13 protein-coding genes are annotated in these 16167 nt (G+C 49.8%); 10 read left to right on the plus strand and 3 right to left on the minus strand.

All coding sequences use genetic code 11. The annotated features are described in order from the left end of the window. Positions 1-49 precede the first annotated feature (49 nt). Complete coding sequence (locus tag AC52PS_RS04310) at positions 50-610, plus strand: 3'-5' exonuclease (RefSeq protein ID WP_495561804.1); 561 nt, start codon at positions 50-52, stop codon at positions 608-610. A gap of 108 nt (positions 611-718) precedes the next feature. Here AC52PS_RS04310 and AC52PS_RS04315 read toward each other — a convergent pair whose 3' ends face one another. Next, complete coding sequence (locus tag AC52PS_RS04315) at positions 719-2776, minus strand: hypothetical protein (protein WP_495561805.1); 2058 nt, start codon at positions 2774-2776, stop codon at positions 719-721. A gap of 126 nt (positions 2777-2902) precedes the next feature. On the opposite strand from AC52PS_RS04315, the gene AC52PS_RS04320 reads away from it, so the two are divergent. From AC52PS_RS04320 to AC52PS_RS04335, 4 genes are all read left to right on the plus strand, one after another. After that, complete coding sequence (locus tag AC52PS_RS04320; protein ID WP_495561806.1) at positions 2903-3481, plus strand: hypothetical protein; 579 nt, start codon at positions 2903-2905, stop codon at positions 3479-3481. Between the two features lie 67 nt (positions 3482-3548). After that, positions 3549-4265 carry a HEAT repeat domain-containing protein gene (locus tag AC52PS_RS04325; RefSeq protein WP_495561807.1) on the plus strand — a complete coding sequence of 239 codons (717 nt, stop codon included), beginning with the start codon at positions 3549-3551 and terminating at the stop codon, positions 4263-4265. A 163-nt stretch (positions 4266-4428) separates the two neighbouring features. Beyond that, positions 4429-5100 carry a SanA/YdcF family protein gene (locus tag AC52PS_RS04330; RefSeq protein WP_495561808.1) on the plus strand — a complete coding sequence of 224 codons (672 nt, stop codon included), beginning with the start codon at positions 4429-4431 and terminating at the stop codon, positions 5098-5100. 201 nt (positions 5101-5301) lie between these two features. After that, positions 5302-5964 (plus strand): hypothetical protein, encoded by a 663-nt coding sequence (locus AC52PS_RS04335; RefSeq protein WP_495561809.1) that lies wholly within the window; start codon positions 5302-5304, stop codon positions 5962-5964. Here AC52PS_RS04335 and AC52PS_RS04340 read toward each other — a convergent pair. Then, the gene (locus AC52PS_RS04340) at positions 5942-6628 is read right to left on the minus strand and encodes an alpha/beta hydrolase (RefSeq protein ID WP_495561810.1); all 687 of its coding nucleotides are present in this window, start codon (positions 6626-6628) and stop codon (positions 5942-5944) included. The two genes, AC52PS_RS04335 and AC52PS_RS04340, sit on opposite strands and share 23 nt — an antisense overlap. Before the next feature lie 257 nt (positions 6629-6885). Between AC52PS_RS04340 and yidD the strand changes: the two genes are divergently transcribed. From yidD to AC52PS_RS04360, 4 genes are all read left to right on the plus strand, one after another. After that, the gene (gene yidD, locus AC52PS_RS04345) at positions 6886-7167 is read left to right on the plus strand and encodes a membrane protein insertion efficiency factor YidD (RefSeq protein WP_495561811.1); all 282 of its coding nucleotides are present in this window, start codon (positions 6886-6888) and stop codon (positions 7165-7167) included. Between the two features lie 83 nt (positions 7168-7250). Then, entirely contained in the window at positions 7251-8210 is a 960-nt protein-coding gene (locus AC52PS_RS04350) for a TRAP transporter TatT component family protein (protein ID WP_495561812.1), read from the plus strand. Between the two features lie 143 nt (positions 8211-8353). Continuing rightward, entirely contained in the window at positions 8354-9430 is a 1077-nt protein-coding gene (dctP, locus tag AC52PS_RS04355) for a TRAP transporter substrate-binding protein DctP (protein WP_495561813.1), read from the plus strand. Continuing rightward, on the plus strand, positions 9430-11349 hold the full coding sequence (locus tag AC52PS_RS04360; protein ID WP_495561814.1) for a TRAP transporter large permease: 1920 nt from the start codon (positions 9430-9432) through the stop codon (positions 11347-11349). Before dctP ends, AC52PS_RS04360 begins: the two co-directional genes overlap by 1 nt. Before the next feature lie 2 nt (positions 11350-11351). Here the strand turns inward: AC52PS_RS04360 and AC52PS_RS04365 are convergent, their stop codons facing one another. After that, positions 11352-12149: an alpha/beta hydrolase gene (locus AC52PS_RS04365; RefSeq protein WP_495561815.1), complete on the minus strand. Its 798-nt coding sequence runs from the start codon at positions 12147-12149 to the stop codon at positions 11352-11354. Positions 12150-12604: 455 nt separating this feature from the next. Between AC52PS_RS04365 and metH the strand changes: the two genes are divergently transcribed. After that, on the plus strand, positions 12605-16093 hold the full coding sequence (gene metH / locus AC52PS_RS04370; protein WP_495561816.1) for a methionine synthase: 3489 nt from the start codon (positions 12605-12607) through the stop codon (positions 16091-16093). Positions 16094-16167: the final 74 nt, after the last annotated feature.

A 16167-nucleotide genomic window follows, 5' to 3' on the forward strand; every position in this document is an offset into this window, starting at 1 on the left:
CCGGCACTTTACCTTCCAATCGGGATATGATAGGTACTAATGCATGGATATGAACGCATCTGTATACGATCTGACTTTTGTAGCATTCGATTTTGAAACCACCGGCCTCTATTCCGGAAGCGACAGAATTGTTGAGTTCGGCGCAGTGAAATTCAAAGGGAATTCCATTCTTGGCGAGTTTGGCGAACTTGTGAACCCAGGTATTTCCATTCCGGAGGATGCGGCGCAAATCTCAGGCATCAGCGACGAGATGGTAGCTGGCAAACCTGGAGTCGAGCAGATGCTTGATCCATTTATCGAATTCATCGGCGAAAGCATTCTGGTCGCCCATAACGCCAGTTTCGACATGGGGTTTCTCCGGGCTGCATTGGCGGGAAGCGGCAGAAGCGATATCAAGAACTTGCTCATAGATACCCAGCAGCTGGCGAAACGGGCATATCCCGGTCAAAAGAGCTACTCCCTGCAGAATCTTGCCGGGTTTTTGAATTTTCCCCTGAATACCGCCCACCGGGCTGTTGATGATTCCATCCAGTGCATGAAACTGTTTAACGCCTGCGCCCAGGAGCTGAGTTTTATGGGCGAAATTACCCTGAAAGAGGTGCTGGCCTGACCAACGCTAGTGCTGGCCTGACCGACGCTAGTGCTGCCCTGACAGGTGGTGCCGGCTTGACCGAGCCGGGTACTCGCCGGACCGACGCAGATGCAGGTCAGATAACTCTTAACGGCCCAGGATTTTTAGAAAATACAGTTGAATGTACTGCTCAAGGTAATTTCTGTCTCTGATCCGGTCGAAGGTTGCATTCCCTGCAAGACGATGAGCCATCTCTCTAATAGTGTCCGAATCGGGAGGAGTTGATCGGTAGGTGATACGCAGACCGCGAATAAAATCCCGGCACATTGCGTTCACATCTTCCACCAGATCCTTTCGCTTCGCCTGATCCAGAATGGGATTCCACTTATCCACCAATTCTCTCAGACTCATCTCCAAACTTTTTCCCCGGTCCAGAAATTCGGGTTCAAGCCGCTGAATTTGCTGCTTGAAGGCGGCCTTTTGGGCTTTGGCCGTCTGGGGCGTGGAGTTGCTGCCCGTAGCTGCAGGCGGGGTACTGCCGGGGGCGTCATCCCTTCCGCCGGATCCCTTTTCATTCTGGTTCGCAGATGGACGTGAGGTTCCAAATTGTTTGGTGATAGTTTCCACCTTCTGGCTGCTCTTTTTCTTTTTCATGCTTCTTTGCTGTTCATGATCGAAACGCTCGGAATGGTATCGGTCCACAAAATCACGACCCAGAAAAACTCTACGGAACAGATGCACAATTCCTCTGAGTATGGGAATTGACATCCAAAAGGGCAGAAGTATGCGGGCGTCGGAAAGTATTTTGCGTCGGTCCAGATCGAGGATTTCGTCAATATCTTTGATGGTTTCATGGTGAAGGTCAAGAAAGCCAAGACATTGGTTCTTCACAGCCTCCGGCGTGCTTCGCTCCTGGCTGAGCAAATAGAGAAGTTCAAAACGCAGAAGGGTAAATAACAGGGGATACCGTTCCCGGAGCCTGTTGGTTACATGGATTCGGAACTTTTCATCGTCATCCATGGTGTCCAGACGGTCATTTTCCATCATGGCGGAATACCAGCTGTTCTTATAAAAATCCCTGAATTGCTTGCCTGCCCGGATTCTCTGGTTTTCAAGTACTTTCCCTACTGAACCGGCAAAAATATATACCTGACTTTCATCGGGCAGCTGAAGTCGCAGCAGTTCGGGAAGGGCTGCTTTTTCCGCTGTTGTGGTCTTCGCTTCGATGAATTCATTCAGGCTCTCCCTGCTGTATTTTTTCAGCAGAGGAATTCCCTTATCGTCCTTCATTCCCTTTATTTCAGTGATGGTGAAGGCATACGGCGGTTTTTTCATATTTTGTTCAAGGTACTTCAGGGCGCCGGCTTCATCCTTTTTTTTCTGCTCCTTCCCTTTGTGGAAGACGCAGTAATAGCCGATCATATAGGCTGCCTGACAGAAGTTATGCTCTTCTTCCATCTTATCAGATTTGCCTTCATATTCCTTGATTATGAAGGTTGATAACTGGGTCCAGACCTGAAAAGAAAATTCCGAAGCTTCCACCACAGTGCGGGCCGCCGCCTCCGGCGATTGGGTAATGATCCGCATCAGATCCTTTACCGCCACCTCCCTGCCTTTGAAGATCGGCACCAGTTTCTGTGAGATATAGGAGTGGTTACGCTGCTGCTGGAGGTATTGCCGGATCTTCTGGATGGATGCGCTGATCATTTCCTTCTGGAGAAGGGGAGTGGTGGTTACCAAATTTTTCAGTCCCGATGGAAATAGAATCCGGATTATTCTGGGCTTATCCAGCTCTTTGTTCAGCCATTCAACAAAATCTTTCTTGATATCTATGGCCAGGATACGTTCTTCAGGTATTTCCAGGGAAAGGTTTTCCTCTGTGGCCAGGGGCAGGCCGAAATCTTCCATAATTTTCTTGTAATAGTTGCGGATTTTCTCATGGAAGTACTGCTCATAAAATATTGAAACAGGCTGCCCTTGGCTTTTCTGTATCTCAATTTTATCGTTCTGTTCCAGGCTCCGTAAATGATGAGAGAGGGTACGATGAGCATCCTGGCGTAGATCCTGCATATGGGGGTTGTCAAGTTCATTCTGTTGGAGATACCGCTCCGTAAATGTCAGCAGCTGACTGTAGCTGATTGAGGGGTTTTTGTACTGTTTAAGATATTGTGATATAAGACGTTGAACATCAATAGGCGATGACATGGCTTTGTACACTCCTCATATATCAGTTATAACACACTATGTGTACAGGTAACAGTCTATTTATCTCCACAAATATCTCCTTTCGATTTGACAAAACAGAAATAAAGTCGCTATCATCATAATGATATGAAAAACGCATACATCGTACCACGAAGTATTATTCTTCTGCTTATTGCACTGCTGGTTTTTTCCGCTTGTACCAGTATTGAGCCCGCGGATCCGGCGGCTGATGAACCTCAGCCGGAGGTGCAGGAGCAGCCGACGGAAAAGGAAAGCGAACCTGCTGAAGAAGCCGAGGTCGAACAGGATATTTCTGAAGAAGACTTTGAAGTGAGCGAAGAGGTTTTTGACCAGACCTTCATGGAGGTTGAGGCGGTAATTGCTGAGCTGAACAGCCTGATCCGACAGGAGCAGTATCAGGAATGGCTCACGTATCTCACCGAAGATTACCGCAGTTATTATTCTTCACCTCAGCAGCTGGAACGGTATTCAGAAAGCGAACGCCTTCAGTCTGCCGGCATTCAACTGAAAAATCTGGAAGATTTTTTCCGCCATGTGGTGGTTCCCAGCAGGGCTAACCTCCGTCTGGACGATTTGGTATTCCTGAACGAAAAAAGCGTTGAAGCCATCATGATCGTGAGGGATCAGCGGATAAGCGTCTATCGTCTGCGTTTAGTAGACAATGAGTGGAAAATTGAGCGATAATAATATACAATAGAGGTGATTTGAATAATCCTGTACGCAGGGATTTTTACCACACAAGGAGCGTGCTATGAAGGTATTGAAGGGATTGCTTCCTCTCGTCCTGATCTTCCTTTTTGTTATTTCCGGGCTGAGTGCCCAGGAAGAGGACAGCGGTTCTCTTACCATTGAGGAATTGTATTTAAGTTCAGATATTGAAATTCAGCTGATTCGCAGCCAGGCCGTCTCCGATAACAGGGATAATAAGATTCTGGCTATTCAGACCATTCGTCAGATGCTGGATGCCGGCAGAGTTACCCAGAGCGACCAGGCGGTAGTGGTGGTTCTTGAGTCTCTCGCAGGTGAAGGGGTTACGAAAACCGTCCGTTCGGGTGGCAGGGTAATTAATAACTTCCCCGAAGTACGCCGGCAGGCTGTTCAACTGCTGGGGCAGATTGGTGGAGAACGGGCTCAAGAGATTTTGTTTGATGTGGTGGATGAAGATCCGGAACCTATGGTTCTATCTGAAGCAGTATATGCGTTGGGAGTGATCGGAAGCAATGAAGATATGCGCACGACGCTGTACCTTGCAGATGTACTGGATAGAAACACTGCCCGGGTAAACCCTGACAATAATCTGGCATTCGCCTGCCTTCTCTCTCTGGAAAAACTGATGAATTCAGACGAAGGTATCGCTGACCCTGATGTGTTGGCATCACTTTTGGATGTGGTAGGCGGGAATTACATTCAGACTGTCCGGCTCAAAGCCCTGGATGTTATTGAGCAGCTGCGCCAAATGGGCCGCTGATCAGACATTGGCGCGGCTCACGGGCCCCACAGCAATTCACATACGACCCAAAGGAAAAAACACCCGGTGTTCAGACCGGGTGTTTTTTTCATTCCGGCTGGGGTAAATTCCATAAAAGGTTTTGAAATTACCTACAGTTGTGTATAATCCCCGCTGATAGATCATGAATAAACTGCGAATAGTTGCACGCGTAACAGCTTTCTCGATTCCCATTTTTCTCCTTTTTCTCACCCTTTCGTATAGTGTGATTACTCAGCGGGCCGGTGATGATCTCTATGACAGCCTGGAAGACCTGCCTGTCCGTGAAGTGGGGCTGCTTCTGGGAACAAGCCCGCGGACACGTAAGGGTACTGCCAGTGAGTTTTTCCAAAACCGTATTGATGCGGCGGTTCTGCTGTACCAAAGCGGACGGATTGGCTACATTCTGGCAAGCGGTGATAACAGTTCAATGCAATATAATGAGCCTATTTATATGCAGAAGGAACTGATGGCCAGGGGAATTCCGGCAGACAGAATCGTACTGGATTACGCCGGATTTTCCACCTTGGATTCGGTAATCCGGGCCCGGAAAGTGTTCGGTCAGAATGCTCCCATAATCATTAGCCAGCGTTTTCATAACGAACGGGCGCTATACATTGCCGCCTCCCAGAATATGGATGCTGTAGCGTATAATGCACGGGATGTGGGCGGGGTAGCCGGACTGAGCGTGCTTGTGCGGGAAGTCTTGGCCAGGGTAAAAGCTCTGCTGGATGTTCATGTGCTGAATCGGGCTCCCAAATTCCTCGGGGATCCGGAAGCAATTCCCCCTGTGGTGCTCCCGGATGCTGAAATATAGTTCAGCCATTCAGGTGCTCCGGTTTCCCCGCCTGCGGCTCATCGTCGTAAGCTGACCATGCATTCCACTTGATTATGCAGCCAAAGCAAAACAACTTCATCCCATATATATCTATGAAGCAATCCATATTGCAGAGTAGGGAAGGGTGAAAACCGGATATTTGCCTTTCAAAATCGGGTGAAAAGAAACATAATATGAAGTATGTACCGTTTTCGGGGAACCCTCCTTCTTATCTGTATTTGTCTCAATCTGTCGCCGGTAATGTCACAGACCATAGATCCGGGGGAGTTGAACCGAATTACCGTTTCCAACAGCACGGGATTCGAACTCCGTTATCTTTTTTATTCACCTGTTGACAGCAAGAATTGGGGACCCGACCTGCTGAGTCAGGACGGGGGATTGGTGGATGGAGGACGTTTACGATTTTATATCCATTATCCGGGTCTTGAAAGCAGCTTCAGTTTTTTGGCCGTGGATGAAGATTTGGATGTGTACAGGATTGATCGCTTTCCCGTATCCAATGGGCGGGAGGCGTATCTGGATATTCGGCTGGAGCATCATCTCGGGCCCGATGAAGATTTGGAATTCCGTGAACTTGTCCTCACAAATAGCTCCCGCAGCGATATTTGGTATATGTTTTTCAGCCCTTCGGATTCAATTACCTGGGGGGTGGATATTCTTGACGATGAAAGCGTATTTATTGCAGGAGACAGCAGGAGGCTCATCCTTCCCGCTGTGGGGGATTTCACCCCCTATGATCTCCTGGCAATAGATCAGGACAATGGGTCTCTCTACACCCGGCTTCGACTGAACGAGGACTCGGATACCTGGAATGTGGAAATTAGTGAAGCCGACCGCCAATGAAACGGATCATTTCTCGCTCCACCTCCTGTGGGATTCCGTGGGGGCCGTCAAATTGCTGAAATTGTACATTCCATCCTTCTGTTTCCAGCAGTTCTTTTAGCTGAACGGCCCCCTCATAGGGCAAGACCGGGTCTGAGAGCCCGTGACTCTGAAATACCGGCACCTGATAGTCGGGGCTCATGAGCTCTTTCAATCGCTTTACATCCACCGCTGCCGAAGAGAGGAGAATAAGTCCCCGCAGAGGCAGGCGATGCTCAACGGCAGCCCGTAGTGCAAGCATGGAACCCTGGCTGAATCCCCCCAAGATGCAGTGCTCCCAGGGGATTCCCAGCTCTTCAATATCCTGTATCAGCTGATCGGCCCTTTCTCCCAGCTCGGGTACGCTCATCTGCTCCAAGTGATTGAAATACTCGCCATCGAATATTCGCTGCAATTCCCGGGCGGCGGAGGGAAACCATGCATAGCTGCCGGGCTGAAGGGTAACCGGCGCTTGGGGAAAGAGCCATTTGGTTGTATCCGGTGCCTGTTGAGCCAGCGGCGCCAAGTCCCCGGCATGGGCACCGAACCCGTGGGCCAGAATGATATACGTTTCGCTTTTCTTCGTATGTGAGCCCTGTTCCTGGCTATTTGATTCTGACTCCAATTGTTTCCATGTAAAATTCATAAACAGGTCCTGTGAACTGACGTATTTCCCGATTCCCTGCGGAAATTTGGGTTGTGGATTGTTCTATCCATGTAGATGTATTATCTTATCACAATGTGGTATTTCCAAAATACCGTTTTTCAAAAATCCATACAATTGCAGATGATGATGGGAATTTACCAGCGGTATTGGAGCATAGATTATAACGGGGGAGAACTATTAAGAAAGCTACACACATGAATTTGTTCCGGCAAGGATTGATCATACTCCGCCGGATTATGATTTTGCCCATTATAATTTATCAGAAATTCATATCACCCATGACCCCCGGATCCTGCCGATATCATCCCAGCTGTTCAGAGTACGGCAAGCGTTCAATTCTGCGGTTCGGAATCTTTGCCGGAGGTATTCTGGCCCTGGCGCGAATGCTCAGATGCTGGGGGTGGTTCTCCGGAGGCAATGATCCGGTGCCTGAACATTGGAGTTGGAGTGAAATTCCCTACGGATACCGGAGCTTTTACTCGGGACCCGGAACAGGGAAAAATAGTACGCCGGATTAAACGGAAAGATTTGGGTTTTGCCTGGCATGGAATAATGAAATCCGCTGCCTGCAAACATGAAAGCAAAATGTGAGAGGTGAAGTATGAACATGGAAACAGGCCGGCGGAAGAAAGGACTGAATATGAAAAGCGGACTGTATATATTGACTGCCGTGCTGCTTATGCTGTTCAGTTCCTGTTCCATTCAGCAATATGCAGTAAACCGGATATCCGATGCACTCACCGCTGAGGGAAGCAGCCAGGTGTTTATGGGAGATAACGATCCGGCTTTGGTGGGAGAAGCACTCCCCTTTGCTATTAAAATGTATGAAACCCTGCTTCAGCAAAATCCCGATCACCTGGAACTTATTGAGACTACAGGAAGTCTGTATGTTATGTATGCCAATGGTTTTATCCAGACTCCCGCGGAGCTGTCCGAGCCGGAGGACTTCGAATCCAAATTACGGGCATACCGTCGTGCGAAAAATCTGTATCTCAGAGGAAGGGACATGCTGGGGAGGGCGCTTGAACTCCGTCATCCGGGGATTCTTCAGGCGGTAAAAGGCGGTGAAGCCGTTGAAAGCTACGGTGAGAAACTGGAAATGCAGGATGTTGGCCTTGTGTACTGGTATGCCGCTGGATGGTTCGCAGCGGCTTCAATCGATTCTTTCGATATGGAGATTGGGTTTCGGCTGCCTGCGGTGCTCACCCTGCTGGAGGCTGCATACGATTTGGATCCCGATTACAATAACGGCAGCATCGAAGAGTTGTTTATCTCCGTATATGCAGCACTACCGGCAGGTCTGGGCGGAGATGTGGCGAAAGCTGAGAATGCGTTCGCCCGGGCAATTGAGATTCAACAGGGAAGCTCTGCGGGGCCATATGTGAGCCTTGCACTCTCTGTTGCCAAGCCGGCCCAGGATGTGGACCGATTTGTAGAACTAATGGAAAAGGCGCTGGAAATTCCGGTGGAGGAATATCCAGAGAATATTTTGCTGAATACAATCCAACAGCGGAAAGCCCGCTGGTATCTGGATCATCTTGAAGACTTTTTCCTCCTCTGAGTTTAGTTGGGGGCCTTGGTGTGAGTGAGCAGATAAGATTTAAAACACCGGGGAGCGGTCGCAGATAATAGCGCCACCCAGTGGCGGAGAAAATTTGACAAAAAGTAGATGGTATAGGAAATAGGGACTGGGAGGAGTACATTATGAAGACAATACTACGACACATGCATGGCGACCGGGTTAAAGCTCCGGGCTCAGGATTTTACTCAGGATTTTGCTTCAAGGCAGGCAAAACCGCCGTGGTAATGCTGATTCTGCTGGTACTGGTTCTGGGTTCGTTAAGTTCGCAGACTATTAAAATTGGTTCAATTGCCCCGGAATCAACACCCTGGGGCGAAGGTTTGAACCGTATGGCCGCAGAATGGTCCCAGATTACCAACGGCAGGGTGCGCGTCAGGGTTTTTCACGGCGGAGTTGCCGGTGACGAAAAGGATTTTATCCGTAAAATCCGTCTCGGTCAGCTCCAGGGCGCAGCGGTTACCACCGTGGGGCTTACAGCGGTTCTTCCCGAATTGTGGGGAATGGTGATGCCGGGCGTTATTGAGAGCGATGCCGAGTTAGACTATGTTCTGGACAGCCTGGAGGAGGATCTTAACCAGTCCTTCCGGGATGAAGGATATGAGATTCTTACCTGGTCAAATGCCGGCTGGCTGAAGTTTTTCTCAACCCGCGAGATTCGTTCCCCGGAAAATCTCGAAGGTTTGAAGGTGGCCACAGGAGATTTTATTGAAGATATCAATGAGGTGATGAGGGGGATGGGGATGCAGCCCGTACCCCTTTCTTCACCGGAAATTCTCAGCGGTTTGAACTCGGGACTCATAGATTCGGTATTATATGCCCCCCTGGGGGTTGCGGGTTTCCAATGGTTCGGCGTTACCGATCATATGTTGGATGTGCCGGTGGCTCCGTTTTTCGGGGCAATATACATTGATGAGCGAACCTGGAGAAGAATTCCCCGGGAATATCACGATGAGCTCATGGCCAGCGCGGAACGGATCGGAGTTGAAATTGAATCCCAGCTGGCAGGGCTGGAATCCGATGCCCTGAACCTGATGAAGGAATACGGTCTTACAGTAATTGATGTATCCTCGGAACAGGAGGATGACTGGTATGAGGTGTTCGAGGAAAAGAGAAATGAACTGAACTCCAGCTATTTTGATAACCCTCTGATCTCCAAAATGACCCAATTACTGGATGAATTCAGGGAGAATAATCGATAGTGAACGTTTCCAATAATGACTCCCGGAATGCAAACCGGCTTGAACATGATGAGGAACGGGTAGCTGCTCTGAAGGGATTCCAGTGGGTTGAAGTTATGGGCGGCTATACTTGGTATCTGCTCCTGGCGTTGCTTCCGGTTATCTCTGCATTTCTCCGCTTAATCGGCGCCGGGGATGTTCCGTATCTTGGACCATTGGTTTTCCATTTTGTGGTTATGCTCACAGCTATGGCCGGCAGTTATACGGCCAGTACGTCGGATCATCTGAAGCTGGATCTGGGCTTGGATTCCCGGAGTGAAAAATGGGCTGAACTGCTGAGAATGAGCCGGGATCTTCTGGGAAGCTTTATTATTGTTCAGTTTTTTCTCGGCAGTCTGGAAATGCTATTCGTGGCCTTTTTGGATGAGCGGATTCTGGGAATACCCATACAGCTTTTTGTGGCATTCATTCCTCTGGGATTCTTCGGCATCCTGTTTCACTGGCTGAGAATACGGGCACGGGGAAAGACTATTATTGCCCACGCCGCCGTACTCGTACTGGGAATCCTAACCAGTTTTCCGTCTCTCATGAATATACTTTTCGCCCTGTTTCCCCAGCTGCCGGAGTTTTTCTTCACCATCGATCAGCTGTGGTACCAGGTGCTTCCTCCGCTGATTCCAATCCTGATTATCCTTATCATTCTTCACGTCCCCTTGGGACTTCCTCTGTTCACCGTGCTCGGGGGCGTTGGAATGCTGCTTTTCCTCAGAACCGGATCCGGGCCGGGGATTATCCTCTATGAAGGGTATGCGGTGCTGGATAACTCCGCAATTTCCTCCATTGCCCTGTTCACGCTAACCGGATACCTACTTTCTGAAAGCAAGGCGAGTGAGCGTTTTATTGAGGTTTTTACATCCATGTTCGGCTGGCTTCCCGGAGGAATGGTGATCGCCGCCGTACTTGTGAGTGCAGTATTCACCACATTCACCGGAGCCAGCGGCGTGACTATTCTGGCTCTGGGAGGTTTGCTGTATTCGGTACTCCACGGGAGCGGACAGTACGGGGAAAAATTCACCATCGGATTGCTTACCAGTTCAGGCAGTATCGGTCTGCTGTTTCCCCCGAGCCTGGCCATTATTCTCTACGGGTCTGTGGCGGGGGTGAACATCAGGGATCTCTTTTTGGCCGGAGTGGTGCCCGGATTGATCCTCGTTTTGGGGATCAGTCTTTTTGGGGTATACCGTTCCATCAGGTCTCATAACCAGGTGATTCCCCTGAAAGCCTCCAGAGTTTTTGCCGCCTTGAAAGATGCGTTTTGGGAACTGCTCATTCCGGTAATAACCATGGTGCTGTATTTTTCGGGAATATCCTCCCTTCTTGAAACAAGTGCGATAGCCCTCCTGTACACCCTAATAGTAGAGCTATTCATTAAAAAGGATTTCACCATTCGGGGTCTTGGACAGGTATCCCTGAAGAGCATGCGTATTGTGGGCGGTGTTCTGATGATACTGATGCTTGCCAAAGGTCTTTCCGCGTTTATTGTTGATGCAGGTATTCCCCAGCGTCTGGCGGAGTTCGTTCAAACAGGAATTTCTTCTAAAATCGCATTTCTGCTGTTGCTGAACCTGGCTCTTCTCATTACCGGCACCCTCATGGATATCTATTCGGCCATTTTCGTGGTGGTGCCTCTGGTACTGCCTCTGGGTGAGGCATTCGGCATTAACCCTCTGCATTTGGGCATCATTTTCCTGGCGAATCTTGAACTGGGTTTCCGCACTCCACCGGTGGGTCTGAACCTCTTTCTCAGCTCATACCGTTTCCGTAAGCCTCTCACCCAAGTGTATGCCAGTATTGTCCCGTTTCTGATCCTTCAGGTTCTGCTGGTTCTGATTATCACCTTTGTTCCCCAGTTCAGCCTCTGGCTGGTGGGGGTCGTCTGAGCTCAGTAATCCATCATCAGCTGCTGTTCCAGGTCATCTCCGTCATCTTGGAGCAGCAGCCCGTCGTTGGGCGGCGGAAGTTCGTAGCTTTTCCCGAAAAACGGAAGCAGAACCCGCAGCAGCTGTTTGATGGCGGGTTCATGGACGGTAAAATCGTCATGACCGATTTGGAGGCTGAAGGGGAAGGTATAAAACTGTCCGCCCAAAGCCTCAGTAAATAATTGGGTTTCCCGGCTGGAGACAATTTTATCAGCTTCGCTTGCCAGACCCAGCACAGGAAATCCAAATGGATGGTTTATTTCTTCGCTGTGAAACCAGGTCGGCTCGGTCACCGCCTCCTGAATGGAGAGGTTCTCGGGTACCGCATTGTTAAACAATTCCTTCTGCAAATGTACCGGCGTGTTACTCCCGAAAAATTGTGATCTCACAGCCCATCCCGGAATGAGTTTGTGTTTGAGTAAAAACTTGATCAGCGGATTCATCCCATTTTTCCGGCGGCCGAAGGGAGAAGCCATAACTATCAGGCTGTGAAGATCATTTTTTTCCAGTTCTTTGGCTGCCATGGCGCAAAGAATTCCTCCAAGGCTGTGACCGCAGAGAATGACCGGCTGCCCAGATTCCCTGGAGTGAATCTTCGCAAGTTCCCGAACCTCGGTAATTGCGCTGGGGATATCCTCCATTTTGAGATCAGGGGTGAGCACTTCCGAAAAGTATTCCTCAAGATGAAGTTTCAAAGGGGTCCAGAAAAACCCCCGTACTCCGTATCCGTGTATACAAATAATTCTTCGTGGATCTTTCACAGCATAGTCTCCTCAGTATACGTTCCGCAGGGGGCAGATGTTCATTGCATATGATTCACCGGGCAGATATTCCGGGCTCACAATATTCAGATTAGCCGAGCTTACAATAACGTATCAGGAATGGCAGCAATTTGGAACAGCCGGCTGAACCTCTCACGCCACGGTAGCGGGGAACCCCGCAGGAATTCGGATTTTCCCGTTTCGGGAATACTCTGAACAGACCCAATAGATTGAACAGTCGGAATATGAGAGAGTTTATCAGCTATTGAATATAACGATAAATCGCGATACATTGATGAGCAGCTTTTAAAATTGCATCTTGAAAGCTGCTGGATAGCGGGTCGAAATCAGATGCCTTTTACAAGAAAGGACGTATGATTCTAAAGGTCTTGGCAATGAGCAAAATCACTGATTTTGCTCATTGCCTCTGATGTTACGAAAAACCGGGAGGAACCATGAGCAGAAAGACTTCAAATAAAATTACGTTTACAGATCGAATAGAGCAGGGTGTTGCTCTTTTTGACGGTGCCATGGGAACCCAGATCCACGCTTTGGAACCCAGTGATGAAGAGTATCAGGGACTACTGGGATGCAGCGAAATTCTCAATGTCACAATTCCCGACAAGATCCGGACCATTCATGAAACATACCTGGAAGCAGGCAGCGATATTATAGAAACCAACAGCTTCGGGTCCAATGCCATAGTGCTGGCGGAATATGGCATTCAGGAAAGAGCACGGGAAATCAGCAGAATATCCGCCTCCCTGGCACGGGAGGCCGCCGATGCCTGGCAGAACGCGGTCCCCGGCAAACCTCGCTTCGTTGCCGGAGCCATGGGCCCGGGGACCAAACTGATCAGTCTCCGTCAAACAGACTGGGAAAGCATGTACCGTTCATACCGGGATCATGCCGGCGGTCTCCTGGAGGGCGGCGCCGACGCCATACTTATCGAGACCTGTCAGGATCCACTACAAATTAAATGTGCGGTGGTTGCCGCCCAGGATGAAATGGAGGCTCTGGGGCGAATCGTACCCATTATGGTGTCCTTTACGGTGGAGACCACCGGTACGCTCCTAGTGGGAACGGAAGTACCCGCAGTGGTTGCCGCCATTACTCCATTGGGAGTGGACACCCTGGGTATGAACTGCGCAACCGGCCCTGAGGATATGGTCAGCTATGTGAAGCAGCTGAGCGGCCTCAGCAGTCTCCCCATATCCGTTCAGCCCAATGCGGGTCTGCCTCAAAACGTAAACGGTGAACTGGTCTACACTCTTGCCATTGATGATTATGTGCAAAACATGCTTTCGTTCATTCAGCGGGATGGGGTGAGCATAGTAGGCGGGTGTTGCGGAACCACCCCCGCCTTTATCTCCTTCCTGAGCGAAGCTCTTCAGGAGGCCGGAGTACAGCTTCCCGCAGAGCGGACCCCTTCCTTTCCGGACTCTGTGAGCGGAATTTTCGGCGCCCAGAGTCTGACCCAGGATAACTCGGCGTTCTTCATTGGGGAACGGACCAACACCAACGGGAGTAAAAAATTCCGCGAGCTGCTTCTGGATGAAAACTGGGACGGTCTGGTGGATGTGGCCAGGCAGCAGGTGCAGACAGGGGTGCACGCCCTGGATGTATGCGTTGCCTACACCGGCAGGGATGAAGTCCGGGATATGGGACAGGTTCTCTCCCGGATGGTGACCCAGGTACCCCTGCCTTTGGTGATCGACAGTACTGAGCTTCCGGTTATGGAGTCTGCGCTGCAGATGTACGGAGGACGGGCGGTGATTAATTCCATTAATCTGGAAGACGGGGAAGGGAGGGCCGATGCAATCTGCCGACTGGCCAAGCGCTACGGTGCCGCCCTCATAGCCCTGACAATCGACGAAGAGGGCATGGCAAAAGACGTGGAGAGAAAAGTATCCATTGCAAAGCGGATATATGATATCGCCGTCAACCGACATGGTCTCAAGGCAGGGGATCTCATATTTGATCCTCTCACCTTTACCCTTGGAGCAGGGGATGAAAGTATGGTGAACTCAGCCATTGAAACCCTTGAGGGAATTCGGAGAATCAAGGGGGAAATTCCCGGCGTACGCACTGTTCTGGGCCTCAGCAATGTGAGCTTCGGCTTGAATGCCTCAAGCAGAAAGGTGCTCAATTCGGTATTTCTGAACGATGCAATAGATGCGGGCCTCGACTCGGCGATTGTGAATCTGAAACATATTGTTCCCCTTGCCAACCTGAGTGATCAGGATATTTTAGTATCCAGAAACCTGATTTACAATAAACTCGATGAATCCCCTGAAGCACCCGAAGGCAGTACACCCCTCTTCCAGTTTATCTCCCACTTCGATTCCAAGAGTCCGGAAGAAAAGGGAGGTCCGGATGTGCAGTTGGTGGACCTGCCGCTGGAAGAGCAGCTGCAGCAGAAAATTATTCAGGGCTCCAAAGGCAACATGGACGGTCTCCTCCTTCAGGCTATGGAGACTATTGGTCCCCTTGAAATAATCAACGATATTCTGATTCCAGGTATGAAGGTTGTCGGGGATCTTTTCGGGGCGGGCAAGATGCAGCTTCCATTTGTGCTCCAGTCCGCAGAAGTGATGAAATTCTCCGTGGATATCCTGGAACCTTACATGGAACGTCAGGAATCCAGCGAGCAGAAATCCATTGTACTTGCCACAGTCCGGGGAGATGTCCACGATATCGGAAAAAATCTGGTGGATATTATTCTGAGCAACAACGGCTACAAGGTATATAACCTTGGAATCAAGTGTGAAATAGATACCATTATCAGAAAAGCCCAGGAAGTGAACGCCGATGCAATCGGTATGAGCGGTCTGTTGGTGAAATCTACCATTGTCATGAAAGACAATCTGGAGGAACTCCAGCGCAGAAAGGTTCATGTACCGGTGCTTCTTGGAGGAGCCGCGCTCACTCCGTCATATGTGTGGGATACCTGTGCAAAAGAGGTAGACAGCCCGGTACTGTACTGCGCAGATGCCTTCGCCGGTCTCAATGTTATGAATCTCATCAAGGAAGACGGTCTGGACAGCTTTGTGGCTGCAGAGCAGGAAAAACGGAGCAAGCGTCCCGCCCCCCGGCCCAGAATTAAGAAGGATGTACCCGAACACATAGAAGTGGACCGTTCGGTGAATATACCCCGGGCCCCTTTTTTGGGAACCCGAATAGCGGAAGGAATAGATCTGGACGAGGTGTATACATATCTTACCGAGGAAGTGCTGTTCCGGGGACGATGGGGATATCGCCGGGGTAAACTCAGTAAGAAAGAGTATGAAGAACTCATAGAATCCCACGTGCGCCCGGAATTTGAACAGCTCAAGTCCATGGCCCGTGAAGAGAAGCTTCTTCACCCCAAAGTGATATACGGATACTTCCAGTGCAACAGCCAGGGAGAAGATGTGATCATGTATCAGCCCGAAAGCGATGAGGAGATGGCCCGATTCACCTTTCCCCGCCAATCCGAAGCGCCCCGGCAATGCATTGCCGATTATTTCCTGCCCCGGGAAAGCGGGCAGAAAGATGTGATTGCACTCCAGATTGCAACCGTGGGAATGGCCGCACATGAGCATAATCAGAGTCTTTATGATCAGGGGGCGTATAAGGATTATCTGCTGTTCCATGGTCTGAGCGTGGAAACCGCCGAGGCCCTTGCGGAATACTGGCATTTAAAGGTGCGCCAGGAGCTGGGTATTACCGAAGAGGATGGTGATGGCATTTCCGATTTTGTGATCCAGAAATACCGTGGAAGCCGATACAGTTTCGGGTATCCCGCATGTCCAGATCTGAACCAGAACCGAATTCTATGCAATATTCTGGACAGTGAGCGGATCGGCGTGGCGGTGAGCGAAGAAGATCAGATGGTTCCTGAGCAAACCACCAGCGCATTCATTGTTCATCACCCCCAGGCTAAGTATTTCAATGTGGATTAAACAAATATCGAACCCGAATTAAAAATTCAATTTACTCCGGGAATCAAAAATCAGTACTTTGTTCTTTTAGATAG

This window comes from Salinispira sp. (genome assembly GCF_059431795.1).